24 protein-coding genes are annotated in these 26568 nt (G+C 68.1%); 11 read left to right on the forward strand and 13 right to left on the reverse strand.

Going from position 1 to position 26568, the window contains the following annotated elements:
- Positions 1-72: 72 nt before the first annotated feature.
- The gene (locus K2W61_RS14250; protein ID WP_236755868.1) at positions 73-1629 is read left to right on the forward strand and encodes an acetolactate synthase large subunit; all 1557 of its coding nucleotides are present in this window, start codon (positions 73-75) and stop codon (positions 1627-1629) included.
- A gap of 39 nt (positions 1630-1668) precedes the next feature.
- Here the strand turns inward: K2W61_RS14250 and K2W61_RS14255 are convergent, their stop codons facing one another.
- The 8 genes from K2W61_RS14255 to K2W61_RS14290 form a co-directional block, all read right to left on the reverse strand.
- Positions 1669-2379 carry an ABC transporter ATP-binding protein gene (locus tag K2W61_RS14255; RefSeq protein ID WP_236755869.1) on the reverse strand — a complete coding sequence of 237 codons (711 nt, stop codon included), beginning with the start codon at positions 2377-2379 and terminating at the stop codon, positions 1669-1671.
- Complete coding sequence (locus tag K2W61_RS14260; RefSeq protein WP_175141574.1) at positions 2367-3140, reverse strand: ABC transporter ATP-binding protein; 774 nt, start codon at positions 3138-3140, stop codon at positions 2367-2369. Before K2W61_RS14260 ends, K2W61_RS14255 begins: the two co-directional genes overlap by 13 nt.
- Positions 3133-4161, reverse strand: coding sequence for a branched-chain amino acid ABC transporter permease (locus tag K2W61_RS14265; RefSeq protein ID WP_236756986.1), 1029 nt, complete (start codon positions 4159-4161; stop codon positions 3133-3135). The genes K2W61_RS14260 and K2W61_RS14265 overlap by 8 nt, the downstream gene beginning before the upstream one ends.
- Positions 4162-4169: 8 nt before the next feature.
- Positions 4170-5051, reverse strand: coding sequence for a branched-chain amino acid ABC transporter permease (locus K2W61_RS14270; protein ID WP_175141573.1), 882 nt, complete (start codon positions 5049-5051; stop codon positions 4170-4172).
- Positions 5052-5064: 13 nt separating this feature from the next.
- On the reverse strand, positions 5065-6225 hold the full coding sequence (locus K2W61_RS14275; protein ID WP_175141572.1) for an ABC transporter substrate-binding protein: 1161 nt from the start codon (positions 6223-6225) through the stop codon (positions 5065-5067).
- A 19-nt stretch (positions 6226-6244) separates the two neighbouring features.
- Entirely contained in the window at positions 6245-7090 is an 846-nt protein-coding gene (locus tag K2W61_RS14280; RefSeq protein ID WP_236755870.1) for an alpha/beta fold hydrolase, read from the reverse strand.
- Positions 7087-8646 (reverse strand): benzoate-CoA ligase family protein, encoded by a 1560-nt coding sequence (locus K2W61_RS14285; protein ID WP_175133794.1) that lies wholly within the window; start codon positions 8644-8646, stop codon positions 7087-7089. The genes K2W61_RS14280 and K2W61_RS14285 overlap by 4 nt, the downstream gene beginning before the upstream one ends.
- Before the next feature lie 159 nt (positions 8647-8805).
- Entirely contained in the window at positions 8806-9276 is a 471-nt protein-coding gene (locus K2W61_RS14290; RefSeq protein ID WP_236755871.1) for a DUF4863 family protein, read from the reverse strand.
- 178 nt (positions 9277-9454) lie between these two features.
- Here K2W61_RS14290 and K2W61_RS14295 point away from each other — a divergent pair, with 178 nt between their 5' ends.
- The 5 genes from K2W61_RS14295 to K2W61_RS14315 all read left to right on the forward strand — a co-directional run bounded on the left by K2W61_RS14295 (position 9455) and on the right by K2W61_RS14315 (position 15602).
- Positions 9455-10363 (forward strand): helix-turn-helix transcriptional regulator, encoded by a 909-nt coding sequence (locus K2W61_RS14295; protein WP_175133792.1) that lies wholly within the window; start codon positions 9455-9457, stop codon positions 10361-10363.
- A gap of 260 nt (positions 10364-10623) precedes the next feature.
- Positions 10624-12285 (forward strand): 2,3-epoxybenzoyl-CoA dihydrolase, encoded by a 1662-nt coding sequence (boxC, locus tag K2W61_RS14300; protein WP_175133791.1) that lies wholly within the window; start codon positions 10624-10626, stop codon positions 12283-12285.
- A gap of 107 nt (positions 12286-12392) precedes the next feature.
- Positions 12393-13820, forward strand: a complete 1428-nt coding sequence (gene boxB / locus K2W61_RS14305; RefSeq protein ID WP_175133790.1) for a benzoyl-CoA 2,3-epoxidase subunit BoxB — start codon at positions 12393-12395, stop codon at positions 13818-13820.
- Between the two features lie 51 nt (positions 13821-13871).
- Positions 13872-15107 carry a benzoyl-CoA 2,3-epoxidase subunit BoxA gene (boxA, locus tag K2W61_RS14310; protein ID WP_175133789.1) on the forward strand — a complete coding sequence of 412 codons (1236 nt, stop codon included), beginning with the start codon at positions 13872-13874 and terminating at the stop codon, positions 15105-15107.
- A 54-nt stretch (positions 15108-15161) separates the two neighbouring features.
- Positions 15162-15602, forward strand: coding sequence for a MaoC family dehydratase (locus K2W61_RS14315; RefSeq protein ID WP_175133788.1), 441 nt, complete (start codon positions 15162-15164; stop codon positions 15600-15602).
- Positions 15603-15616: 14 nt separating this feature from the next.
- On the opposite strand, the gene K2W61_RS14320 is transcribed toward K2W61_RS14315, so the two are convergent.
- From K2W61_RS14320 to K2W61_RS14330, 3 genes are all read right to left on the reverse strand, one after another.
- Complete coding sequence (locus tag K2W61_RS14320) at positions 15617-16603, reverse strand: TRAP transporter substrate-binding protein (RefSeq protein WP_175133787.1); 987 nt, start codon at positions 16601-16603, stop codon at positions 15617-15619.
- A gap of 312 nt (positions 16604-16915) precedes the next feature.
- A complete protein-coding gene (locus tag K2W61_RS14325) occupies positions 16916-18109 on the reverse strand; it encodes an acyl-CoA dehydrogenase (protein ID WP_175133786.1) in 1194 nt (397 codons plus the stop codon).
- Between the two features lie 128 nt (positions 18110-18237).
- The gene (locus K2W61_RS14330; RefSeq protein WP_175133785.1) at positions 18238-19920 is read right to left on the reverse strand and encodes a thiamine pyrophosphate-binding protein; all 1683 of its coding nucleotides are present in this window, start codon (positions 19918-19920) and stop codon (positions 18238-18240) included.
- A gap of 196 nt (positions 19921-20116) precedes the next feature.
- Here K2W61_RS14330 and K2W61_RS14335 point away from each other — a divergent pair, with 196 nt between their 5' ends.
- From K2W61_RS14335 to K2W61_RS14350, 4 genes are all read left to right on the forward strand, one after another.
- A complete protein-coding gene (locus tag K2W61_RS14335; RefSeq protein ID WP_175133784.1) occupies positions 20117-21022 on the forward strand; it encodes a LysR substrate-binding domain-containing protein in 906 nt (301 codons plus the stop codon).
- 103 nt (positions 21023-21125) lie between these two features.
- On the forward strand, positions 21126-22112 hold the full coding sequence (gene xerD / locus K2W61_RS14340; protein WP_236755873.1) for a site-specific tyrosine recombinase XerD: 987 nt from the start codon (positions 21126-21128) through the stop codon (positions 22110-22112).
- A 66-nt stretch (positions 22113-22178) separates the two neighbouring features.
- On the forward strand, positions 22179-22667 hold the full coding sequence (gene ybaK, locus K2W61_RS14345; RefSeq protein ID WP_175141567.1) for a Cys-tRNA(Pro) deacylase: 489 nt from the start codon (positions 22179-22181) through the stop codon (positions 22665-22667).
- A 210-nt stretch (positions 22668-22877) separates the two neighbouring features.
- Positions 22878-23456 (forward strand): DJ-1/PfpI family protein, encoded by a 579-nt coding sequence (locus tag K2W61_RS14350; protein WP_175133781.1) that lies wholly within the window; start codon positions 22878-22880, stop codon positions 23454-23456.
- 144 nt (positions 23457-23600) lie between these two features.
- On the opposite strand, the gene adhP is transcribed toward K2W61_RS14350, so the two are convergent.
- Positions 23601-24629, reverse strand: coding sequence for an alcohol dehydrogenase AdhP (gene adhP, locus K2W61_RS14355; protein ID WP_175141566.1), 1029 nt, complete (start codon positions 24627-24629; stop codon positions 23601-23603).
- Between the two features lie 211 nt (positions 24630-24840).
- On the opposite strand from adhP, the gene K2W61_RS14360 reads away from it, so the two are divergent.
- A complete protein-coding gene (locus K2W61_RS14360; RefSeq protein ID WP_175133779.1) occupies positions 24841-25230 on the forward strand; it encodes a ribbon-helix-helix domain-containing protein in 390 nt (129 codons plus the stop codon).
- Between the two features lie 78 nt (positions 25231-25308).
- Here the strand turns inward: K2W61_RS14360 and pbpG are convergent, their stop codons facing one another.
- Positions 25309-26523: a D-alanyl-D-alanine endopeptidase gene (gene pbpG, locus K2W61_RS14365; protein WP_236755874.1), complete on the reverse strand. Its 1215-nt coding sequence runs from the start codon at positions 26521-26523 to the stop codon at positions 25309-25311.
- Positions 26524-26568 lie beyond the last annotated feature (45 nt).

The following is a 26568-nucleotide window of genomic DNA, read 5'->3' on the forward strand; positions in this document are numbered from 1 at the left end:
CTACCTATCATGCCAATCGGGCCGGCGCGCCGCCGCCGGCCCGAGCTTACGTAAAACAACCAGGGAAAAACGATGAACGGCGCTGATAGTCTTTGCGATACCCTTCTGGCCAATGATGTGGACGTGTGCTTTGCCAATCCGGGCACGTCCGAGATGCACTTCGTCGCGGCGCTGGATCGCAAACCGAAGATGCGCTGCGTGCTGGGCCTGTTCGAAGGCGTGGTCACGGGAGCGGCCGATGGCTACGCCCGCATGGCCGACAAGCCGGCCGCCACGCTGCTGCACCTGGGTCCGGGCCTGGGCAACGGCCTGGCCAACCTGCACAACGCCAAGCGCGCGCGCACCCCGATGGTCAACATCGTCGGCGACCATGCCACCTACCATGTGCAGTACGACGCGCCGCTGACCAGCGATGTCGAAGGCGTGGCGCGCCCCATGTCGCACTGGGTCAAGCGCGGCATGTCGGCCGAGTCGATGTCGGCCGACGCCGCCGAGGCCATCGGCGTGGCGCGCCGCCATCCCGGCAACATCGCCACCCTGATCCTGCCGGCCAACTCCGCCTGGACCGAACTGCCGGCCGACAGCGCGGTGGTGAAGGTGGTCGACGAGGCCGTGCCGCACACCACCATCGAGGCGGTTCGCGCCGCCGCCAAGGCGATCCGTTCCGGCGAAGTCACCACGCTGCTGCTCGGCAGCACGGCGCTGCGAGAACGCGCGCTCAAGGCCGCTGGCCGCATCGCCCGCGCCACCGGCGTGCGGCTGATGTCCGAGACTTCCAACCGCCGCGTCGAGCGCGGCGGCGACCGCACGCCGGTCGACCGGCTGCCGTACCCGATCGACCTGGCCGTGGCCAAGCTCAAGGACGTGCGTCATCTGGTGCTGGTGGGCGCCAAGGCGCCAGTGGGCTTTTTCGCCTATCCCGGCAAGCCCAGCCTGCTGGCGCCGGAGGATTGCGAGAAGGTCGTGCTGGCCACGGTCGAGCAGGATCTGGCGCATGCGCTGGAATGGCTGGCCGACGAACTCGGCATCGCCGCCGACGCGCCGTGCCTGGCCGCGCCGGCGCCGGCCTACGAGGTCCCGGCCAGCGGCAAGCTGACCGGCGCCGCCGTCAACATCCTGGTGGCGCACCACCTGCCCGAGAACGCCATCGTCTGCGACGAGTCGATCACCCAGGGCCGCGAATTCCCGATCTACAGCGCCAGCAGCGCGCCGCACGACTGGCTGATGCTGACCGGCGGCGCCATCGGCATCGGCCTGCCGCTGGCGGCCGGCGCGGCGGTGGCCTGCCCGGACCGCAAGGTCATCACCCTGCAGGCCGACGGCAGCGGCATGTACACCTTGCAGGCGCTGTGGACCCAGGCGCGCGAGAACCTGGACTGCCTGACGGTGATCCTGGCCAATCGTTCCTACGCCACGCTGCACGGCGAGATGAAGAACGTGGGGGTGCAGGAGCCGGGCCGCAACGCGCGCCGCATGCTCGACCTGGAAGAGCCCTATCTGGAATGGACCCACTTGGCGCGCGGCATGGGCGTGGAGGCGGTCAGCGTCGATACGGTCGAAGGCTTTGCCCGCGCCCTGCAGGAGGGCCTGAAGCGCCGCGGCCCGTTCCTGATCGAAGCGCTGATCTGACGCCGCCGGCCCGCGCCGGGCAGTTCCGGCGCGGCGGGTTCAGACGCCCAGGTAGCGCGTCAATTGTTCGGGTTGGGCGGCCAGCGCCGTGCTATCGCCGTCCTGTACGATCACCCCTTTTTCCATCACCAGGCAGCGGTCGGTGTGCGCCAGCACCGCGCGGTAGTTGCGGTCGACGATCAGCGTCGACATGCCGGTGGCGCGGATCTGCCGGATGATCTTCCAGATCTCGGCCACGATCAGCGGCGCCAGGCCTTCGGTGGCTTCATCCAGGATCAGCAGGTCGGGGTTGGTCATCAGCGCCCGGCCGATCGCCAGCATCTGCTGTTCGCCGCCCGACAATTGCTGGCCGCCGTGGCCCAGCCGTTCGGTCAGGCGCGGAAAGGTCTCCAGCACGCGCGCATAGGTCCAGTCGCGCCGGCCCTGTTCGCCGGCGCGCGCCGCCACCAGCAGGTTTTCGCGCACGTTCAGGTTGGGGAAGATGCCGCGGCCCTCGGGCACGTAGGCCACGCCCATCTGCGCGATCGCATGCGGCCGGGCGCGGGTGCAATCGGCGCCGCGCACCGCCACGCGGCCCTGCGCGCTGCGGATCTGCCCGACCAGGCTGCGGATCAGCGTGGTCTTGCCCATGCCGTTGCGGCCCACCAGTCCCACCGACTCGCCCGCCGCGATGCGCAGGCCGACGCCGCGCAGCACATGGCTGGCGCCGTAGTACACGTGCAGGCCGTCGGCTTCGATCAGTGCGCGCATGCGTGCTCTCCGTCCAGGTCTTCGCCGAGGTATGCGGTGCGCACCTCGGCGTTGGCGCGGATCTGCGCCGGATCGCCGCTGGCGATGCTGCTGCCGTTGACCATCACCGTGATGGTGTCGGCGCTGCGGAACACCGCGTCCATGTCGTGCTCCACCAGCAGGATGGCGTGGTTGGCCTTGAGCGATTGCAGCAATGCCAGGATGCGGTCGGTTTCTTCCGGCCCCATGCCGGCCAGCGGTTCGTCCAGCAGCAGCACTTGCGGCTCGCCGGCCAGGCACATGGCGATCTCCAGTTGGCGCTTGCGCCCGTGCGGCAACAGACCGGCCGGCTGCGCGGCGTCGGCGGCCAGGCCGGTGCGTTCGAGCGCCTGCGCGGCCAGTTCGGCGCTGGCCGCGCAGGCCGTGGCCGGCCGCCACCAGCGCCAGAAGCGCTGGCGCCGGGCCTGGGCCGCCAGCCGGCAGTTCTCGAATACGGTCAGTTCGGGGAACAGCGTCGAGCGTTGGTAGCTGCGGCCCAGGCCGGCGCGGGCCCGCTCCGGCTGGCCCCAGGCGGTGATATCGCGCCCGCCCAGCGACACCCGGCCGCTGTGGGGCGCGAGTTCGCCGGACAGGATGTTGATCAACGTGGACTTGCCCGCGCCATTGGTGCCAATGACGGCATGGACTTCGCCACGCCGTAGCGCCAGCGACACGCCGTTGACGGCGGTCAGGCCGCCGAAGCGCCGGGTGACCGCGTCGGCAGCCAGCAGGGGGTCAGGCATGGGGTTCTCCTTGGATCGGCAGGGGCAGCGGCTTGGCGGCGGCGGCCGATGGGGCCGGCGCTTGCCGCGCGCGGCGCCGGCGCCATTGCGCCGGCAGGCCGGCCAGCCCGTCGGGCAGCAGCGCTACCAGCGCGATGATGGTCAGGCCCAGCGGCAGGTGCCAATGGCGCGCGTAGTCGCCGAACAGCGCCTGTGACTGGAACAGTTCCTGCAGCAGCACCAGCGTGGCCGTGCCCAGCACCGCGCCGCCCAGGCTGCCCATACCGCCCAGGATCACCATCAGCAGCACCAGCCCCGACTGTTCCCAGGCCAGCAGTTCGGGCGTGACGAAGCCGTCCTTGAGCGCGAACAGGAAGCCGGCCAGGCCGGCCAGCGCGGCGCCGATCACATAGGCCGACAGCTTGTACGGATAGGTCGAATAGCCGGCCGCCCGCATGCGTTGTTCGTTGATGCGGATACCGGCCAGCGCGGCGCCGAACGGCGAGCGCCGCAGCAAGGCCAGGAAACCCCAGGCCAGCGCCAGGCAGGTCAGCACGAAGAAGTAGTAGGTGTGGCCCTGGTCCAGGTCGAACGGCAGCCAGCCGCCGATGGCCGCTTGCGGCCGGAAATACAGATAGATGCCGTCGCTGCCGCCGCCGACCTCGGTGTCATGGAACACGTAATAGGCCATCTGCGCGAAGGCCAGCGTCACCATGATGAAGTACACGCCGCGCGTGCGCAGCGCCAGCGCGCCGGTCAGCGCGGCATAGGCTGCCGCTGCCAGCAGCGCCGTCGGCAACAGCAGCCACAGGCTGGCGGCTTCGGATTGCGGCGACAGCAGCGCGGCGACATAGGCGCCGATGCCGAAGAACGCCGCGTGGCCCAGGCTGACCAGTCCGGCGCCGCCCACCAGCAATTGCAGGCTGAGCGCGAACACCGCGTAGATCATGATCTTCACGGCCAGGCCGGTGTAGTAGTCGCTGCCGCTCCAGGCGAAGGCCGCCAGGGCCAGCAGGGTCGCGACAGGCAGGATTCGATGCATCTTCATGGTCAGCCCTGTTTGAACAGCCCTTCGGGCTTGCACAGCAGAATCGCGGCCATCAGCACGTACACCAGCACGCCGGCGGCGGCCGGGAACAGCACCTGGCCGAAGGTCTCGACCACGCCCACCAGCATCGCCGCCAGGAACGCGCCGCGGATCGAACCGATGCCGCCGATCACCACCACCACGAAGCAGATGATCAGCACGCTGTTGCCCATGCCGGGATAGACCGACGACACCGGCGCGGCGATGCTGCCCGCCAGCGCCGCCAGCGCCACGCCGGCCGCGAACACCAGCCGGTACAGCTTGTTGACGTCGATGCCCAGCGACCCGGTCATCTCGCGGTTGCTGGCGCCGGCACGCAGCATCATGCCCAGCCGCGTGCGCGCGATGACCCAGTACAGCAGCAGCGCCACCGCGATGCCCACCGCCGAAATGAACAGGCGGTACACCGGATAGCTCATCACGTCGCCCAGGGCGATGCTGCCTTGCAGCCAGGACGGCAGCGGCACGCCGTGGACGTCATTGCCGACCAGGATGCTGCGCAACTCCTCGAACACCAGGATCAGGCCATAGGTCATCAGCACCTGCTGCAAATGATTGCGGCGGTACAGGTAGCTGAAGAACGCCGCTTCCAGCAGATAGCCGAGCGCGGCGGCGGCCAGCACGCACACCGCCAGCGTGGCGACGAAGCCGCCGCCGAGCCAGCGCTCCACCGCCGGCCCCAGCGCGAACGCCATGTAGGCGCCGATCATGTAGAAGCTGCCGTGCGCCAGGTTGATGATCCCCATGATGCCGAAGATCAGCGTGAGCCCGCTGGCCACCAGGAACAGCAACAGGCCGTACTGGAAGGCGTTCAGGCTCTGGATGAGCAGGATGCCGACGTCCATGGGAGCGCCGTCCCTAGAGCTTGCAGCCGCGCGCGGGGTCGGCCAGCTTGCGCACGGCCACCTCGACCACCTTGTTCTCCAGGCCGTCGACGCGCCGCAGGTAGATGTCCTGCACCGGGTTGCCGGCCTTGGACAGCGTGAACGGACCGCGCGGGCTGTCGACCGTGGCGCCGCGCATGGCCTGGCGGAATTCCGCCTTCTTGCCGAAGTCGCCCTTGACCGCCGCCAGGCCCGACTGCATCAGTTGCGCGGCGTCATAGCCCTGCACCGCATACACGTCCGGCTGCATGTTGTAGGCCTTGCCGTAGTCGGCGCGGAAGGCGTTGTCGCGCGGCGTGTTCAGGCCGTCGGCATAGTGCAGCGTGGTCAGCAGCCCCTGCGCCGACGCGCCCTGCGCCTGCAGCGTGCCGTCGGTGAGAAAGCCCGAGCCGTACAGCGGAATGGTCTTGTCCAGGCCGGCCGCGTGATAGTCCTGCACGAATTTCACGGCGCCGCCGCCGGCGAAGAAGGTGAACACCATGTCGGGCTTGAGCGCGGCGATCTCGGTCAGCAGCGACTGGAATTCGACATTGGGGAAGGGCAGGCTGAGTTCCTTGACGACTTTGCCGCCGGCCTTTTCGAAACCTTCCTTGAAGCCGCCGATGGCTTCGTCGCCGGCCGCGTACTTCCAGGTGATGGTCACCGCGGTCTTGTGGCCGCGCGCCTTGGCCACCGGACCCATGGCGTAGGCGGGCTGCCAGTTGGTGAACGAGGTGCGGAAGATGCCGGGGCCGCACAGCGGTCCGGTGATGGCGTTGGCGCCGGCGTTGGTCACGATCAGGGTGGTGTCGGTGTCTTTGGCGGCCTTGGCCAGGGCCATCGCCACTCCCGAGTGCACGGTGCCGATCAGCACGTCGACCTGGTCGCGCTTGATCAGCCGGTTGGCGTTTTCGGCGGCCTTGGAAGGGTTGGACTCGTCATCCACCTTGAAGTACTCGAGCTCGCGCCCGCCGAGCTTGCCGCCTTGTTCGGCCACATACAGTTTGAAGCCATTCTCGATGGCGGTGCCGAGCGCGGCATAGGTGCCGCTGTAGGGCAGCATGAAGCCGACTTTGAGTTTGTCGGCGGCCAGGGCGCCGCTTGCGGCCAGCATCAGCGCCGCGCCTAGCGCGGCCCGGGTCAGGGCGTGGGTCATGGTGGAGTCTCCGTGCTTGTCATGGGCTGCCGCTGGGGCGGCCGGGTTGTTCCAGCGCGCCGACGAAGCCGGCGATGGCCTGGATAACGGTGGCGGGCTGGTCCTTGTGCGGCGAATGGCGGCAGTCGGGAATCTCCAGCAGTTGCGTCTGCGGCGCGGCGCGGCGGATACCGCGTATCTGTTCGAGCGTGCCGTATTCATCGTCCACGCCCTGCATCGCCAGGACCGGACAGGTAATGCGCGGCAGATGTTCTTCGATGTTCCAGCGGCGGAAGGGGGGATCGAGCCAGATATCGTTCCAGCCCCGGAAGGCCGAATCGACGTCGTCGTGGTGGCGCGCCAGCCGCGCGCGCAGATCCGTGTCCCGGTAGGCCTGGCGCGCCTGTTCGATGTGCGTCACGGTGCGGTCCTCGACGAAGATGTGCGGCGCGGCGACCGCCACGCCGGCCACCGCGCCGGGATGCATGGCGGCATAAAGCAGGGCGATCGAGCCGCCATCGCTGTGGCCGAACAGGATGGGGCGGTCGCGTCCGGCGTCGATGCCGAGCGCGGCGAACAGCGCCGGCAGCGCCTCGCCGGCCTCGCGGTGCATGAAATCCACCTGGCGCTTTTCCCCCGCCGCCAGCGGCGTGGAGCGGCCATAGCCGTAGCGCGAATAGACCAGGCCGCGGCAGCCGGCGGCCGCGCAGGCCTGTCGCGGCCAATCCTTCCACATCGACACCGAGCCCAGCCCTTCGTGCAGGAACACCAGCAGCGGCGCGTGCGGGCGCGATGCCGCGATCCACTGGTATTCCAGCTGCAGGGGGCGGCCGAACGCATGCACGTCGGCGCGGGCGCCGGATGCGGGAAGCGGCACGGCGCTCATGGCGTGACCTGTTCCAATTGCCGCAGCCGGAAGCGCTGGATCTTGCCGGTGGCGGTCTTGGGCAGTTCGTCGGTGAAGTCGATCTGGCGCGGGTATTTGAAGGGCGCCAGGTGCTGCTTGACGTAGCGTTGCAGGTCGGCGCCGGTGTTGGCGTCGGGCGCATAGCCCGGCCGCAGCACCACATAGGCCTTGGTCTTGACCAGCCCATCGTGATCGGGCACGCCGATCACCGCCGCTTCCAGCACCGCCTCGTGCTGCACCAGCACGTTCTCGACCTCCACCGGCGATACATATTGGCCGCTGACCTTGATCATGTCGTCGCTGCGGCCGGCATAGGTGTAGTAGCCGTCGGCGTCGCAGATGTACTTGTCGCCGCTCTTGAGCCAGTCGCCCAGAAAGCACTGGCGCGTCTTGTCGCGGTTGTTCCAGTACATCAGCGCGGCGCTGGGGCCTTTGATGTAGAGGTCGCCGATGGCGCCGGCGGCCACCGGCGCGCCGTTGTCGTCGCGCAGCTGTACTTCGTAGCCGGGCACCGGTTTGCCGGTGGTGCCGTAGCGTAACTGGCCGGCGCGGTTCGACAGGAAAATGTGCAGCATCTCGGTCGAGCCGATGCCGTCCAGGATGTCACAGCCGAAATGGCGCTGGAAGCGTTCGCCGATGTCGCGCGGCAGGGCTTCGCCGGCCGAGGTGCAGATGCGCATCGCCACCTGGTCGCGCGACGGCAGGTCCGGCGCGGCCAGCATGCTGGCGTAGAGCGTCGGCACGCCATAGAACACGGTCGGGCGGTGCCGCACCAGGCGCTGGAACACGGCTTGCGGCGTGGGCCGCTCGGCCATCAGCACGACGGTGGCGCCGACCGACAGCGGAAACGTCAGGCCGTTGCCCAGCCCGTAGGCGAAGAACAGCTTGGCGGCCGAGAACGCCACGTCGTCCTCGCGGATGCCCAGCACCGGCTTGGCGTACAGCTCGGCGGTGTGCCACAGATTGCCATGGGTGTGGACCACGCCCTTGGGCTTGCCGGTGGACCCCGACGAATACAGCCAGAAGGCGATTTCATCGGACAGCGTGCGCGCGGCGGGCGCCAGCGGGGCGGCGGCCAGCAGCGCTTCGAGGTCGTGGGCGCCGTCAGGCAGCGCCGCGGCCGGGCGCGACACCACCAGGTGCTCGACCTCGCCGGGCGCCTGAGCCAGCGCCGCCTGCAGCGTCGGCAGCAGGCTCCCGGAGACGAAGGCGGCCCGCACGCGGCTGTGGCTGAGGATGTAGGCATAATCGTCCGGCGTCAGCAGCGTGTTCACCGCCACCGGCACCACGCCCGCGTGCAGCGCGCCCAGGAACACCACCGGCCAGTCGGCCGTGTCCTGCATCAGCAGCAGGATGCGCTCTTCGCGCCGCAGCCCCAGCTGGCGCAGCGCGCCCGCCATGCGGGCCACGCGCTCGGCCAACTGGCCGTAGGTGATCTGGCCGCTATCGTCGATGTAGGCGGGTTTGGCGGCGCGCGGCGCGTTCAAGGCGGCCAGGTGGCTGGCGAAATTCAGTTCGGTGGGGCAGGCATTCACGGTTGTCTCCTGGTGTCCTGGCGGGCGGGGCGGCCCTTGCGGCGGTCCGCAAGCGTCTGGCGGCTTGTCGTGACCGGCGGCATGGCAGGGGCGTGGGTCAGCCGACGCCGGCGGGGGGCCGGCCGCGCGCGATGCGGCGGCGGGGAGGCGGACGCGGATTCATGGCTGGGTGAACTCGATGGCGCCGCCCGGCAGCAGATACAGCACCAGCGCGCGGCCCTGCGTCACCGTGGGGCGATGGGCGCTGCCAGGTCCGTAGACCAGCCAGCCGGCGCCGTGGCCGTCGAAGCGGGCCTCGGCGGTCAACGGCATGATCAGGTCGATTTCGCCATTCGGATGGGCGTGGTGCGGGCCGGCCAGGTCGTCCATGTCGACCACATCGACCGAGCAGCCGGCCAGGTCCTCGGCCGGCTTGATGACGCGGCCATAGCGGATGCCGCCGCCTTCCCGGCTGCACATCCAGCCGTCGGCCACGCCCTGCCTACAGGTGGTGAAGATGTCCGCGTACAGGGCGCTGTCGGGGCCGGCCTCGGCATTGAGCCGCTGTTGCAGGGCGCCGTCGAGCGCCTGGCCGGCCATCAGGCCCGTCACCTGGCGCATCAGCGCGTGGAATTGTTCTGGCGTGCTCACCCTGTCTCCTCCTATACACTGTCGGCGCTTCAGCGGCGGATGCAATCCAATGCTGTTTTGCTACACCTGACACACTGTTGAAGCCATGGAAGGAAAAATAGTGCTTCCATTGATGTGGGTCAAGCACTATAGTGCATAAATCGGGTGTTATCAGGGTTTTTGCGGAGTCAGCTACACCATGAACCAAGCGCTAGACACGGCGCCAACCGAACCCAGGCGGGAAGCCTTTTTGGTGGCATTGGGCGAGCGGGTGCGCCGCCTGCGGGCCATACGCGGCATGACGCGCAAGAGCCTGTCGCAGGTGACGGGCGTGTCCGAGCGCCACCTGGCCAACCTGGAACACGGGGTGGGCAACGCCTCGATCCTGGTGCTGTTGCAGATCGCCAAGGCCTTCAACTGCGCGCTGGCCGAGCTGGTTGGCGACGTCACCACCGAATCGCCCGACTGGCTGTTGATCCGCGAACTGCTCAGCGGCCGCACCGAATCCGACCTGCAGCGCGCCCGCGAGGCGCTGACCCAGTTGTTCGGCGTGGGCGCCGGCGCGCAGCGGCCCAACCGCACCCAGCGCATCGCGCTGATCGGTCTGCGCGGCGCCGGCAAGTCGACCCTGGGTCAGATGCTGGCCGACGACCTGGGCTACCCGTTTGTCGAGCTGAACCGCGAGATCGAGCGCGTCGCGGGTTGCAGCATCCTGGAGATCCACAACCTGTATGGCCCCAACGCCTACCGCCGCTACGAGCGCCGCGCGCTCGAAGAAGCGGTACAGATCTATCCGGAGATGGTGCTGGCCACGCCGGGCGGACTGGTGTCCGAGCCCGCCACGCTCAACCTGCTGCTGGCCCATTGCTATACGGTCTGGCTGCGCGCCACGCCCGAAGAGCACATGGGCCGCGTGATGGCGCAGGGCGATTTCCGGCCCATGTCCGGCAACAACGAGGCGATGGCGGACCTGAAGCGTATCCTGGCCGGACGCGAGGCCTTCTACGCCAAGGCCGACCTGACCTGGGTCACCAGCCACCTGGAGGTGCAGGAGAGCTTCGCCGGCCTGCGCGCGCAGGTGCGCAAGGCCTGCGGCCTGCCGTTGTAACGCCCGCGTCCTTGCGCCGGCCGCCGGGGCCGCCCTTTGGGGCGGCCTTTTCTTTGGCGGCCTTTTCTTTGGCGCGGCGCAGGGGGGCGGGGCGTCCGCGCACCGGAAGCGGCGCCAGCGGCCGGCAGCACGGCGGCATCCTGCGATCTGCACTTTTGTGCATCTTTTGCTTGACGGTCATTTTCGCCTGCACTAATCTGCATAATAATTCATGTCGTGCAGTATTTTTCCTGTCCGATTCGGGCATTAGGAGACAAGCGATGAGCAGCACCGCCAGCAAGGTCGACTTTCGGACCGATCCCACCCAGTACCGTCATTGGCGCCTGTCGTTCGATGGCCCGGTCGCCACGCTGGCGATGGACGTGGCCGAAGACGGCGGCCTGCGCCCTGGCTACAAGCTCAAGCTCAATTCCTACGACCTGGGCGTGGACATCGAGTTGCACGACGCGCTGCAGCGCATCCGCTTCGAGCATCCCGAAGTGCGCAGCGTGGTCGTCACCAGCATGAAGGACCGCATCTTCTGTTCGGGCGCCAACATCTTCATGCTGGGCCTGTCCTCGCATGCCTGGAAGGTCAACTTCTGCAAGTTCACCAACGAAACCCGTAACGGCATCGAGGACTCCAGCCGCCACAGCGGCCTGAAGTTCATCGCCGCGCTCAACGGCGCCTGCGCCGGCGGCGGCTACGAGCTGGCCCTGGCCTGCGACGAGATCCTGCTGGTCGATGACCGTTCGTCCTCGGTCGCCTTGCCCGAAGTGCCGCTGCTGGGGGTGCTGCCCGGCACCGGCGGCCTGACCCGCGTGACCGACAAGCGCCGCGTGCGCCATGACCACGCCGACATCTTCTGCACCTTGGTCGAAGGCGTGCGCGGCCAGCGCGCCAAGGACTGGCGCCTGGTCGACGATGTGGTCAAGCCGGCGCAATTCGAGGCCGCGGTGCGCGCGCGCGCGCTGGCCCTGGCCGAAGGCAGCGACCGTCCGGCCGGCGAGGCCGGCGTGGCGCTGACGCCGCTGGCGCGCGAGGAAAGCGCCGATGGCTTGTCCTACCGCTACGTCGACGTGCGGCTCGATCGCGACAAGCGCCAGGCCACCTGGACCGTGCGCGCGCCGCAGGGCCCGGTGGAATCCGAACTGGCCGACATCCTGGCCGCCGGCGCGGCCTGGTGGCCGTTGCAGATGGCGCGTGAGCTGGACGACGCCATCCTGTCGCTGCGCACCAATGCGCTGGACATCGGCACCTGGATCTTCAAGACCGAGGGCGATGCGCAGGCCGTGCTGGCGGCCGACGCCGCGCTGCAGCGCCACGCGGGTCACTGGTTCGTGCGCGAAACAGCCGGCCTGCTGCGCCGCACGCTGGCGCGCCTGGACGTGACCTCGCGCAGCCTGTTCGCGCTGGTCGAGCCGGGCTCGTGCTTTGCCGGCACGCTGCTGGAACTGGCGCTGGCTGCCGACCGCGGCTACATGCTGGACAGCGAGGGCGAGGAACACGAGGCGGCCCAGTTGATCGTGGGCGAGAGCAACTTCGGCGCCTACCCGATGGTCAACGGCCAGAGCCGTTTGCAACGCCGTTTCCACGAGGAACCGGCGCCTTTGGAAGCGGTGCGGGCCCGCGCCGGCCAGCCGCTGGCCGCGCGCGAGGCGCTGGAACTGGGGCTGGTGACCTACGCGCCCGACAGCATCGACTGGGATGACGAAGTGCGCATGATGCTGGAGGAGCGCCGCGCGCTGTCGCCCGACGCGCTCACCGGGCTGGAGGCCAACCTGCGCTTCGGCGGCCGCGAAACCATGGAAACGCGCATCTTCGGCCGCCTGACCGCGTGGCAGAACTGGATCTTCAACCGTCCCAACGCGGCGGGGGAGAAGGGCGCGCTCAAGTTGTACGGCAAGGGCGAACCGGCGGCGTTCGACTGGAACCGCGTCTGAGCGGCTTCCCACGGCAAACACCGAGACACGGCGTCGGTCCGCATGCGGCCGGCGCCCCACGTACCCGACGCCGCCCCGACGCGGCCTTCCATCCAGGAGCAGAGACAATGTCAGGCATCAACTACAGCGACAAGATTCCCAATAACGTCAACCTGTCCGGCGACCGCACGCTGCAACGCGCGCTGGAGCACTGGCAGCCCAACTACCTGCAATGGTGGCAGGACATGGGCCCTGACGGTTCCCACGGCTTCGATGTCTACCTGCGCACCGCCGTCAGCGTCGAGCCCGACGGCTGGGCCCACTTCAACCATGTGCGCATGCCCGACTACCGCTGGGGCATTTTCCTGGCGCCGCAGGACGGCCAGCGCAAGATCCACTTCGGCGAAAACATGGGCCGCGACGTGTGGCAGGACGTGCCGGGCGAACATCGCGCCAACCTGCGCCGCATCATCGTCACGCAGGGCGACACCGAACCCGCTTCGATCGAGCAGCAACGCCACCTGGGCCTGACCGCGCCGTCGCAGTACGACCTGCGCAACCTGTTCCAGATCAACGTCGAGGAAGGCCGCCACCTGTGGGCCATGGTCTACCTGCTGCACCGCTACTTCGGCCGCGACGGCCGCGAAGAGGCCGACGCGCTGCTGCAGCGCACTTCCGGCGATTCGGACAACCCGCGCATCCTCGGCGCCTTCAACGAGAAGACGCCAGACTGGCTGGCGTTCTACATGTTCACCTATTTCACCGACCGCGACGGCAAGTTCCAGCTGTGCGCGCTGGCCGAATCCAGCTTCGATCCGCTGGCGCGCACCACCAAGTTCATGCTGACCGAAGAGGCGCACCACATGTTCGTGGGCGAATCCGGCATCTCGCGCGTAATCCAGCGCACCTGCGAAGTGATGAACCAGCTCAAGACCGACGACCCGGCCGCGGTGCGCGCCGCCGGCGTCATCGACCTGCCGACGATCCAGCGCTACCTGAACTTCCACTACAGCGTCACCATCGACCTGTTCGGCGCCGACCAGTCGTCCAACGCCGCCATCTTCTACGGCTCGGGCCTGAAGGGCCGCTATGAGGAAAGCAAGCGCAACGACGACCACCAGCTCAAGAACGACACCTACCGCGTGCTCTCCGTCGACAACGGCAAGCTGCGCGAAATCGAGGTGCCGATGCTGAATGCGCTGAACGAAGTGCTGCGCGACGACTTCATCCGCGACTCGGTGGCCGGCATCGGCCGCTGGAACAAGGTGATCGAGAAGAGCGGCATCGCCTTCCGCCTGCAGGTGCCGCACAAGGCCTTCAACCGCCAGATCGGCTCGCTGGCCGGCATCCGCATGTCGCCCGAGGGCGAGATCCTGTCCGAAGCGCAATGGCAGGCGCACCGCCACCAGTGGCTGCCCACGCCGGAAGACCGCGCGTTCGTCGCATCGCTGATGGGGCGCGTGACCGAGCCGGGCAAGTTCGCCAACTGGATCGCGCCGCCGGTCATGGGCATCAACCGCCAGCCGGTGAACTTCGAGTACGTACGTTTCAACTAAGGCCCCGCGGCGGCGCCTGGCGCCGCCGCCCCGCGCATTCGGATGACCGCGATGAACGCAGCCCTGCCCGTAGCAGTCCTGAAGCAGCACCTGATCGATCCCGAGATCTGCATTCGCTGCAACACCTGCGAAGAAACCTGTCCGATCGACGCGATCACGCACGACAGCAACAACTACGTGGTCGATCCGGACATCTGCAACGGCTGCATGGCCTGCGTGCCGCCGTGCCCGACCGGCTCGATCGACAACTGGCGGCTGGTGGCGCGCAGCGACGCTTACTCGGTGCAGGAGCAACTTGGCTGGGACGAGCTGCCGCGCGAGCAGCCCTTGCCGGACGCGCTGGCCGCCGTGGAGCCGGCAGCGGATGCGGCCATCGACCCCGCGCCGGCGGCGCAGGCCAGCGTGACGCCGGGCGCCAGCGTGCCGCCCTGGTCCGCCGCGCATCCCTACGTCAACCTCTATACCCACAAGACGCCGGTGACCGCCACCGTGGTCGGCAACTACCGCGTGACCGGCGCCGACACCGACAGCGACATCCATCACATCGTGCTGGACTTTGGCGAACTGCCGTTCCCGGTGCTGGAAGGCCAGTCCATCGGCATCCTGCCGCCCGGCACCGACGCCCAGGGCCGGCCGCACCATGCGCGCCAGTATTCGCTGGCCAGCCCGCGCGACGGCGAGCGCGCCGGCTATAACAACCTGTCGCTGACGGTCAAACGCGTCATCGAAGACCACCAGGGCCAGCCAGTGAGCGGGGTCTGCTCCAACTACCTGTGCGACCTGGCCAGGAACGACACGGTGCAGGTGATCGGGCCCTTCGGCCATACCTTCCTCATGCCGAACCACCCGGGCGCCAATCTCATCATGATCTGCACCGGCACCGGCTCGGCGCCGATGCGCGCCATGACCGAGCGCTACCGGCGCCGCATCGAGACCGGCGAGAACGGCCGGCTGATGCTGTTCTTCGGCGCCCGCACCGAACGCGAGCTGCCGTACTTCGGCCCGCTGATGAAGCTGCCGCGCGACTTCATCGACATCAACCTGGCCTTGTCGCGCGAGGCCGGCCAGCCCAAGCGCTACGTGCAGGACCTGATCCGTGAACGCGCCGCCGACGTGCGCGGCCTGCTGGCCGATCGCAATACCTGCATCTACGTCTGCGGCCTGAAGGGCATGGAAGTCGGCGTGCTGGACGCATTGCGCGACGTGACGGTGCAAGCGGGACAGGATTGGACTATCCTGCACGATGTGCTGCGCCGCGAGGGGCGGCTGCACTTCGAGACCTATTGAGCGGGCGGCTGCGGCCGCTCGCGAACGGTCGCCAATGCGAGGGGAAGTCCACCAATGAAGTTCGCTGATTTCAAGGACGGCATGCTGATCAAGGCCGGCCCGGTCACCATCACGGAAGCGGAAATTCTCGATTTTGCCCGCAAGTTCGACCCGCAGTGGTTCCACACCGATCTCAAGCGCGCCGCCGAGGGCCGCTGGGGCGGCCTCATCGCCAGCGGCTGGCATACCTGCGCGCTGGCCATGCGCATGGCGGTGGACGCCGCGCTGCACGATTCCGAATCATTCGGTTCACCGGGCCTGGGCGAAGTGCGCTGGCGCACACCCGTGCGGCCGGGCGACCAGCTGCGCCTGGAAGCCCGCGTGCAGGGTGCGCGCACCTCGTCGTCCCGTCCCGACCTGGGCATCATCACCTGGGCCTGGACGGTGATCAACCAGCACGACGAAGCCGTGCTGGAACTGGACGCGACCAGCCTGTTCGATCTGTCGGGAGACTAGGCCGGCTTCGGCGATCAGGGCCGCCGTACCGCCTTCAGGATATTCGCACCCTCCGGTCCCGTCGCCGCTTCCCATTGTTTTACCGAATCCGCCGCCGCCTCCTTCAATGCGCGGCGCACCGCTATGGGCACTGCGGTATCGATGGTCACGCCGTTCTTGCGCATGTTGGCGTAGTTCTGTTGCAAGCGGCCCTCGATGCGTTTCCACTGTTCGGCTTCGGTCTGCGCGGCGGCCTGGTCGATGGCCTTGCGCGACTTCGCGTCCAGCGCCTGGTAAGCCTGCAGATTCATCGTGGCCACCGAGATCGGCATGGCGTAGTTGATCTCCGCAAAACGCGGCAGATGTTCCCACAGCTTGCGGCCGGCGCCGCCGTCGCCCGAGGACAGCACCGCGTTGACCTCGCCCGAGGCGATGCGCGGCATCGCATCCGCGAACGAGATGTTCTGCGCGCGTGCGCCGGCCTTCTGCATCACGTTTTGCGAGGTCGCGTCGTATGTGCGGATGCTCAGGGCCTTGAGGGCCGCCACGCTGTCGACCTTTTGCTTGGACCAGATACCCGAGGCCGGCCATGGCGTGGTGTAAAGCAGCTTCTGGCCGTGCGCGGCCAGCAGCTTTTCATAGGCGGGACGCGCCGACTTGTTGAGCGCGCGGGCCTTGGTCAGCGAATCGGCCAGGAACGGCAGCGAGGACACGCCGAACAGCGGGTATTTCGTCGCCAGCGCGCCGGCGAAGGCGTCACCGGCATCGACCTTGCGCGCCTCGACGGCGTCGATCATGTCGCCGGACTTGATGCCGCGGGCGGCGTCGAAGCTGGTGTCGATCAGAACCTGGCCGCCGCTCTTGCTGCGCACCAGGTCAGCGAAGGTGGACACGCCTTGCCCCGGCATCGAGGTGGCCGGATACTCGGTGGTCATGGTGAGGGTGGTGGCGGCAAATGCGCCGTGGCTGGCAAAGGCGATGACGATGCCCGCCCACAGGCGGAACGAGGGACTGCCGTGCATGCGCGACTCCTGGTCGTGACGAAAAATCCGGGGTCGGGCAGGCCGATGCAGCAGGCCGGCGCCAGGCCAATGCCGCACAGCGTACGGCAAGGGCCGGATGCCGGCTAGATCCTGAAAACCCTACGTTGTCACGATGTCGAAGGGGCCCCGCCCAGCGCTTCAAGCTGATGCCCGGCCAGGACCAGCGAGGTCGGCGTCGTTGGGACTCTGCCAAAAAAAAACGCCCCTCGAAAGGGGCGTCAACGTTTCGCCATGGCGGCGAACCGCGCGTCGGGAGCAGAGCCGGGCTCCTTCCGCGCAGCGAACTGTGAATCAATAGAAGGCCTGGATGCCGGTCTGCGCGCGGCCCAGGATCAGGGCGTGCACGTCATGGGTGCCTTCGTAGGTGTTGACCACTTCCAGGTTGACCAGGTGGCGGGCCACGCCGAATTCATCGGAGATGCCATTGCCGCCCAGCATGTCGCGGGCCAAGCGGGCGATGTCCAGCGCCTTGCCGCACGAGTTGCGCTTCATGATCGAGGTGATCTCGACGGCGGCGGTGCCTTCGTCCTTCATGCGGCCCAGGCGCAGGCAGCCTTGCAGCGCCAGCGTGATCTCGGTCTGCATGTCGGCCAGCTTCTTCTGGATCAGCTGGTTGGCGGCCAGCGGGCGGCCGAACTGCTTGCGGTCCAGGGTGTATTGGCGGGCGGTGTGCCAGCAGGCTTCGGCGGCGCCGACCGCGCCCCAGGCGATGCCGTAGCGGGCCGAGTTCAGGCAGGTGAAGGGACCCTTCAGGCCGGACACGCCGGGCATCATCTGGTCGTCGGACACTTCCACTTCGTCCATCACGATTTCGCCGGTGATCGAGGCGCGCAGGCCGACCTTGCCGTGGATCGCGGGGGCGGACAGGCCCTTGGTGCCCTTTTCCAGGATGAAGCCGCGGATCTTGCCGTCGAACTCGCCGCCGACGCACTTGGCCCACACCACGAACACATCGGCGATGGGCGAGTTGGTGATCCACATCTTGTTGCCGGTCAGCTTGTAGCCGTCGGCGGTCTTGACCGCGCGCGTTTCCATGCCGCCGGGGTCGGAACCGTGGTTGGGTTCGGTCAGGCCGAAGCAGCCGATCCACTCGCCGCGCGCGAGCTTGGGCAGGTATTTCTGCTTCTGCGCTTCGCTGCCGAATTCGTTGATGGGCACCATCACCAGCGACGACTGCACGCTCATCATCGAGCGGTAGCCGGAGTCGATGCGCTCGACTTCGCGGGCGATCAGGCCGTAGCTGACGTAGTTCAGGCCGGCGCCGCCGTATTCGGCGGGGATGGTGGCGCCCAGCAGGCCCAGCTCGCCCATTTCGGAGAAGATTTCCGGGTCGGTCTTTTCGTTGCGGAAGGCATTCAGCACGCGCGGCGCCAGCTTGTCCTGCGAGTAGGCGTGGGCGGCATCGCGCACCATGCGTTCTTCTTCGGTGAGCTGCTGGTCCAGCAACAGGGGGTCTTGCCAGTGGAACGAGGGATTCGAGGACATGCTGGGTCTCCGCTATGGATTTCCGTTTTCGGAATCTGGAAAGTTTAAACCTAAAATAATTGGCGCGGCAACCCGGGGTTTACGTGACGCGCGGGCGCGTCGCCGTGGGTTGCCGCCGCCCCGGGGTATCAGTGCTGGGCCTTGAGCGCCGCGTCGCGGATCTTGTCCAGCGTGGTCGACGGCGTGATGGCCTGCGGGTCGATGAAGCAGTGCAGGATGGCCGGCTTGCCACTGGCCAGCGCGCGTTCGAAGGCCGGGGCGAACTGCTCGGTGGTCTCGACGCGTTCGCCGTGGCCGCCGAAGGCGCGGGCGTAGTCGGCGAAGTCCGGGTTCTTCAGCTCGGTGGCGGACACGCGGCCGGGATAGTGCTTTTCCTGGTGCATGCGGATGGTGCCGTACATGCCGTTGTCGACCAGCACCACGATGATGGGCAGGTCGTACTGCACGGCGGTGGCGAATTCCTGGCCGTGCATCAGGAAGCAGCCGTCGCCGGCGAAGCAGACCACGGTCTTGTCGGGCCAGACGCGCTTGGCGCCCACGGCCGCCGGCAGGCCGTAGCCCATCGAGCCCGAGGTCGGTGCCAGCTGCGTGCCGAAGCGGGTGAAGCGGTGGAAGCGGTGCAGCCAGGTGGCGTAGTTGCCGGCGCCGTTGGTCATGATGGCGTCGGCCGGCAGGGTCTTTTCCAGGTAGTCCATGACCTGGCCCATCTGCAGCGCGCCCGGGGTGGCGACGGCTGTCGGGTCGCTCCATTTCAGGTACGACTCGCGCATGGCCTGCGTGCCTTCGGCCCAGGCCGGCTGGGCGGGGGCTTTCACGCCGGCCAGCGCCGCGGCGAAGGCGGCGGGCGAGGTGTTGATGGCCAGGGTCGGGCGGTACACGCGGCCGAGTTCGGCGGCATCCGGATGCACGTGCACCAGCTTCTGCCTGGGCACCGGGATGTCCAGCAGGGTGTAGGCCTGGCTCGGGTTTTCCGACATGCGGCCGCCGACCAGCAGCACCAGGTCAGCGTCGGCCACGCGCTTGAGCAGCGCCGGGTTGATGCCCAGGCCGACGTCGCCGATGAAACACGGGTGGTCGGCGGGGAACAGCATCTGGCGGCGGAACGACACCGCCGTGGGCAACGCGTGGCGCTGCGCGAAATCGGCGAACTGCTGCACCGCGCGCGCGTCCCAGCGCGTGCCGCCGAGAATCGCGACGGGGTGCTTCGCCTGCGCCAGCAGATGCTCCAGGTCGGCCAACTGGCCGGCGGTGGGGGCGGAGTCGATGACTTCGTAACGCGGCGCGTCGGCCACCTGGGCGGCTTCGACCAGCATGTCCTCGGGCAGCGCGATCACCACCGGGCCGGGGCGGCCGGAGGTGGCGATGTGGAAGGCGCGCGAGATCAGTTCGGGAATGCGCTCGACCTGGTCGATTTCGGTGACCCATTTGGCCTGGGTGCCGAAGACGGCGCGGTAGTCCATTTCCTGGAAGGCCTCGCGCTCGCGCATGCCGCGTTCGATCTGGCCGACGAACAGGATCATCGGGGTCGAGTCCTGCTTGGCGATGTGCACGCCGGCCAGCGCATTGGAGGCGCCCGGGCCGCGGGTCACCATGCAGATGCCGGGTTCGCCGGTCAGCTTGCCGTGGGCGTCGGCCATCATGGCCGCGCCGCCTTCCTGGCGGCAGACCGTGACCTTGATGTCGGCGTCGTGCAGCCCGTCCAGCACCGCCAGGTAGCTCTCGCCGGGAACGCAGAATACGTGTTTGACGCCTTGGGCGACGAGCTGGTCGACCAGGATGTGGCCGCCGAGGCGGGATGCTTGCTGGGACATGGTGGGTGTCAGGATGAGCCGAGAATAAGACTCCCGAGCATAATGTTCCTTGATCGCACAACGCAATTGATAAAATTGCACAATCTATTGATTCGCCGGCACGACCCGGCGGGACGGCCCGGGCCGCGTCGCCATTGACGCTGCCGGGCGGTGCCGCATCCCCGGCCGGTATTACGCCTCCGGTATTACGCCTCCCATGAGAAACGGCATTCCCAATCTGAGCGCCCTGCAGGCGTTCGAGGCCTCGGCCCGCCTGGGCAGCTTTTCGCGCGCCGCCGAAGAACTGTCGCTGACCCACAGCGCCGTCTATCGCCAGGTAGCCAGCCTGGAGGCGCGGCTCGGCGTGCAACTGTTCACGCGGGTGCGGCGGCGCATCGTGCTCACCGACCCTGGCGCCGAATATGCGGGACGTATCCGCCATCACCTGGACCAGATCGAGAAGGACACGTTCGGCCTGGTCAGCCGCACCGGCATGGGCCGCAGCATCCACATCGCCGTGGTGCCGACACTGGCCACCACCTGGCTGATCCCGCGGCTGGCGGATTTCCAGCGGGCACAGCCGGACATCACGGTCAGCCTGTCGGTGCGGACCCTGCCGTTCCAGTTCAAGGACCAGCCGTTCGACGGCGCGGTCTACCATGGCGACACGCTCTGGCCCGGCACGCAGGGGGTCTTGCTGTTTCCCGAGCGCGAGCTGGTGCCGGTCTGCGCGCCCGGGCTGATGGCAGGGGTTTCCGAGGCCGGAATGGGGGCGTTGGCCGGCATGACCCATTTGCACCTGAGCTCGCGGCCCGATGCCTGGCGCCAGTGGTACGGCGCCAACAACTACCTGTATGGCCCGCAGGCCGCGGGCGGCCCGCGCTATGAACTGTTCACCATGGTGATGGCGGCGGTGCAGGCCGGGCTGGGCGTGGGCCTGATGCCGCGCTTCCTGGCGCAGCCGGCGCTGGACCTGGGCACGCTGGTGATGCCGGTGCCGCAGTCGCTGACGGTGAGCCAGGGCTATTACTTTGGCTATCCGCAACGCAGCGAGCGCTCCGAGGCGTTGAAGCTGTTCGAGGCCTGGCTCAAGTCGGCTGCCGCGGCGGTGGTGGGGCGCTGACCCCGGGCGCGGGCCGCGCCGCCGTAGAATGTGGCCCATTGCCGGCGCCGCTTCCGGCCCCGCCAGCCGCCGGCCGGCTCTCCTGACGCATCGCATCCGCCCCATGCCCGATTCCCGCCCGACGCTCGCTTCCCAGGCCGACATCGATGCCTTCATCGACGCCGTCTGGCTCGAGGATGGCCTGTCGGCCAACACGCTGGCGGCATACCGGCGCGATCTGACCGGTTTCGCGCGCTGGCTGGAAGACCCCGCGGCCTACGCCCGCGAGATGGCTGACCGGCACGGCGAGGCGCCCCCGACCCATGCCGCGCCGGCGGCCGGCTCCGCCAAGGCGCTGGCCGAGGCGGGCAAGGCCGATATCGAGGCCTGGTTCGCCTTTCGCCACGAAGAAACCCGCGCCACCACCGCCAACCGGCGCCTGGCGGCGCTACGGCGCTTCTACGCCTGGGCCCTGCGCGAGCACCGCACCGCGCAAGACCCCTGCCTGACCCTGGTGGCGGCCAAGCAGCCCCCGCGCCTGCCCAAGACGCTGTCCGAGCAACAGGTCGATGCCTTGCTGCGCGCGCCGGACCTGTCCCAGGCGCGCGGCCTGCGCGACCGCGCCATGCTGGAAACGCTCTACGCCACCGGCCTGCGCGTGTCGGAGCTGGTCGGCCTGCGGGCGCTCGACGTCAGCCTGGACGAAGGCGTGGTGCGCGTGGTGCTGGGCAAGGGCGGCAAGGACCGGCTGGTGCCGCTGGGCGCGGAGGCGGCGCATTGGATCGATCGCTACCTGAAGACCGCGCGCCCCGAGCTGGCCGCCGGGCGCGTCAGCGATGCGCTGTTCATCACCGCCCGCGCCGAGGCCATGTCGCGCCAGGCGTTCTGGCAATTGGTCAAGAAGTACGCGGTGCTGGCGGGGGTGCATGCGCCGCTGTCGCCGCACGTGCTGCGCCATGCCTTCGCCACCCATCTGCTGAACCATGGCGCCGACCTGCGCGTGGTGCAGATGCTGCTGGGCCACGCCGACATCTCCACCACGCAGATCTACACCCATGTGGCGCGCGAGCGGCTGAAGGCGCTGCACGCCGCGCATCATCCGCGCGGTTGACGCCGGCGTTTGCGCGTCCGCGCCCGCCTGCCTACACTTTTGCCTTCGCCTTTCCAACGCCCTGCCATGAGCAAAGCCCGCCACGTTTCCGAAACCCCCGCCACCCAGTTCCTCAAGCAGCACAAGGTGGCGTACACCGAGCACACCTACGACTACGTCGATCATGGCGGCGCCGGCGAGGCCGCGCGCCAGTTGGGGCTGGACCCGCACGCGGTGGTCAAGACGCTGGTGATGGAAGACGAAGCGGCCAAGCCGCTGATCGTGGTGATGCATGGCGATCGCGAAGTCTCCACCAAGAACCTGGCGCGCCAGGCCGGCCTGAAGAAGGTCGAACCCTGCAAGCCCGAGGTGGCGCAGCGTCATTCCGGTTACCAGGTGGGCGGCACCTCGCCCTTCGGTACGCGCAAGAAGATGCCGGTGTGGGTCGAGGCCGAGATACTGCAATACCCGGTCGTCTACATCAACGGCGGCCGCCGCGGCTACCTCGTGGGCATCGATCCGAACGCGCTGGTGAGCCTGCTCGGCGCCAAGCCGGTGACGGTGGCGCTGGAGTAGGGGACTGGCCACGGCCTTGCGTTGCGCGCGGGCCGCTCATGACCCCCAAGGGCCGCACGCGGCGCCGCGTCGGGGCATCCGCCGCCGCGTGGTATCCGGTTACCACCCCCGTTCCTGCGGGCGGGGGCACAATGGCTACAGAACATCAAGAACCGGCCGCCCTGTCCTGGGGCGCCGTAGCCGGCGATTCCCCAACTCCAGGAGACAATCATGAGCAAGAGACTGTTGATGCTGGTCGGCGACTATGCCGAAGACTACGAGACCATGGTGCCGTTTCAGACGCTGTTGGCGGTGGGCCATACGGTGCACGCGGTCTGCCCGGGCAAGAAGTCCGGCGAAAGCATCGCCACCGCGATCCACGACTTCGAGGGCGCCCAGACCTACAGCGAAAAGCGGGGCCACAATTTCGCGCTGAACTACGACTTCGACCGGGTCGAGGCCGGCTCCTACGACGGCCTGGTGATCCCGGGCGGCCGCGCGCCGGAATACCTGCGCCTGAACGAGAAAGTGCTGGAGATCGTGCGCGCCTTCGACCAGGCCGGCAAGCCGATCGCCGCCGTCTGCCACGGCGCCCAATTGCTGGCGGCCGCGGGCATCCTCCAAGGCCGCACCTGCTCGGCCTACCCCGCGTGCGCGCCGGAAGTGCGGCTGGCCGGCGGCACCTATGCCGAGATCGGTATCGACCAGGCCTACACCGACGGCAACCTGGTGACGGCGCCGGCCTGGCCCGCGCATCCGGCGTGGCTGGCGCAATTCCTGGCCGTGCTCGGCACCCGGATCACGCCCTGAAGCGGCGCCGTGTGGCGGCCTGGGCCGCTGCGCGCGATCCGGCGCCGGTCGCCGCCTCGTTGGCGCGTCGCCCGGCCGATGGGCGTGTGCGCCGCAAAAAAAGGCGCCTGCCGCGGCAGGCGCCTTTTGCATGGCAGGCGAGGGTCAAGCTGCCATGTCCAGCACGATGCGGCCTTCGATCTGGCCGCGGCGCATGCGGTCGAACACGCTGTTGATGTTCTCCAGCTTCTCGGTGGCCACGGTCGCGTGCACCTTGCCTTCCTCGGCGAACTGCAGCGATTCCTGCAGATCCAGCCGCGAACCCACAATCGACCCGCGCACGGTCACGCCGTTGAGCACCATGTCGAAGATCGACAGCGGGAAGTCGCCCGGCGGCAGGCCATTGAGCGCCACCGTGCCGCCGCGGCGCACCATGCCCAGCGCCTGTTCGAAGGCCTTGGGCGACACCGCCGTGATCAGCGCGCCGTGAGCGCCGCCGATTTCCTTTTTCAGGTACGCCGCCGGATCGGTGGTCTTGGCATTCACCACCACTTCCGCGCCGAGGCGTTTGGCGAAGTCCAGCTTGTCGTCATCGATGTCCACCGCCGCCACGTTCAGGCCCATGGCGCGCGCATATTGCACCGCCATGTGGCCCAGCCCGCCAATGCCGGAGATCACGACCCAGTTGCCCGGGCGCGTGTCGGTCATCTTCAGTCCCTTGTAGACCGTGACGCCGGCGCACAGCACCGGGGCGATGTCCACGAAGCCGACATTCTTGGGCAGCAGGCCCACATAGTCCGCCGCCGCCAGCGCGTACTCGGCGAAGCCGCCGTTGACCGAGTAGCCTGCGTTCTGCTGCTGTTCGCACAGCGTTTCCCAGCCGCCCAGGCAATGCTCGCAGTGACCGCAGGCGGAATACAGCCACGGGATGCCGACGCGGTCGCCTTCCTTGACGTGCGTCACGCCCTGGCCCACCGCCACCACGTGACCCACGCCCTCGTGGCCGGGAATGAAAGGCGGATTGGGCTTGACCGGCCAGTCGCCCTCGACCGCATGCAGGTCGGTGTGGCAGACGCCGCAGGCCTCGATCTTCACCAGCAGTTCGCCGGCGCCGGGGCGCGGCACGTCGACTTCTTCGATTTCCAGGGGTTTGCCGAATGCGCGAGCCACGGCGGCCTTCATGGTTTTGTTCATTGCTACCTCCGAAGTCAGAACAGTCTTAGCATGCTCGGATGGGTGTGCGGCCGAGACCTTGATTTATATCAACGGGGGCCGGAAGGCTTCGACGCAAGAAACTTATCGTTGCAGAATGGGCGCGGTGCGCACCTGGGCGCGGTATCTTGCCGCGCTGGCGGCTCTCGTCGTACAGTGGCCCGCAGGTATCGTGTCGGCATCAGGAGCGCCCATGTGTGAAATCTTCATCCGCGCGAGCGAGCAGTCCTACGCGCCCGAGACCCGTTCCCTGCGCCTGCACGGCGCGGCCACCAGCCTGCGGCTGGAGCAGTTGTTCTGGCAGGTGCTGGAAGAAATCGCGGCACGCGACGGCATGCGGGTGACGCAACTGATCGAGCGCCTTTATGACGAACTGGTGGAATACCGCGGCGAGGCCGCCAATTTCACTTCGTTCCTGCGGGTGTGCTGCCTGAGGTACCAGCTGCTGCAAGCCGAGGGCCGCATTCCCGCCGATGCGGCGGTGCCGATCCGCTCGCTCAACGCCAAGGCGGTATTGGAGGGCCTGCCGCCTGCGATGTACGACCCTCAGCCGCTGCGTGCGAAACGGCCGGTGGCGGCGTAGACGGCTCACCGTGGCGCAGCAGGCGAAAAAAAGCCCGATCCTGGATCGGGCTTTTGCTTGGGCGGGGCGATGCGCGGATCAGCCGCCGGGCTGGGTCGAGGCCATGGCCACTTCGCTCTGCACGATGCGGCGGATGCGTACGGCATCGCCGATGCGCGACAACTTGCCTTGCGAATCCAGCAGCACGATCGCCAGATCGCGGCCATTGATGCGCGCCAGCATCACCAGGCATTCGCCGGCTTCGTTGATGTAGCCGGTCTTGGATACCTTGATGTCCCAGTCGGGCTTGCGCACCAGCAGGTTGGTGTTGCGGAAGGTCTGCGTGCGTTTGTTGATTTCGACGTCGTATTCGGTGTCGGTGGAATAGCGGTGGATCAACGGGCGCTGCGCCGCGGCGCGCAGCAGGCGGGCCAGATCGCGCGGCGACGAGACATTATTGCTGGACAGGCCGGTAGGCTCGATGAAATGCGTGCTGGTCATGCCCAGCGACTGCGCCTTGGCGTTCATGGCCGCGACGAAGGCGGGCAGGCCGCCGGGGTAATTGCGGCCCAGGGCATTGGCGGCGCGGTTTTCCGAGGACATCAGCGCCAGGTGCAGCATGTCGCCGCGCGACAGCCGGGTGCCCACGCGCAGGCGCGACGTGGTGTGCTTGAGGCCGTCGATGTCGTCATCGGTGATCTCGAGCATCTCGTCCATGGGCTGGTTGGCGTCCACTACCACCACGGCGGTCATCAGCTTGGAAATCGAGGCGATCGGGCGCACCACGTTTTCGTTCTTGGCGAAGATCACGGTGGAGGTGGCCAGATCCTGCACGTAAGCCGTGCTGGAGCGCAGCGCGGCGGCTTCGGCGCGCACCGACACCGCGGGTGGCGGCATGGCGGCGGCGGCCGTGCGTTGCGCGCGCGGCGGCTTGTTCGGCTTGCCGTTCTTGCCGCTGGCGCCCTTCTTGGATGAGCCATGTTGGGCCACGGCCTGGCGGCTGCCCTTGGGCGGCGCCTTCTTGCCCGCAACCTGCTTGGGCGCGCCCTTGCCAGCCGTATGTTTGCCCGCGGCGGCCTTGGGCGTGGCCTTGGCCGTGCTGTGCTTGGGCGTGGCCGCCTTGCCGGCGCCGGCTTTCTTGGCGGGGGCGGGGGCTTTCTTGGCTTGTTGGGCCTTGCAGGCGGCCGACTTGGCGTTGGTCTTGCAGGGATCGGTGTGCTTCGCGGCGAGCGCGGCAGGGGGCAGGAGCGCGCACATCGCCAGCGCCGCCGGCGCTATCGCGTTCGCAATTGCACGTTTCCAGTTAAATGCCATGGTTTGAGCAGGCTTGTCAGTCTGTGAAGAATTGTTTCCCGGGTC

Source organism: Achromobacter pulmonis, assembly GCF_021733725.1.
Classification (GTDB): Bacteria; Pseudomonadota; Gammaproteobacteria; order Burkholderiales; family Burkholderiaceae_B; genus Achromobacter; species Achromobacter pulmonis.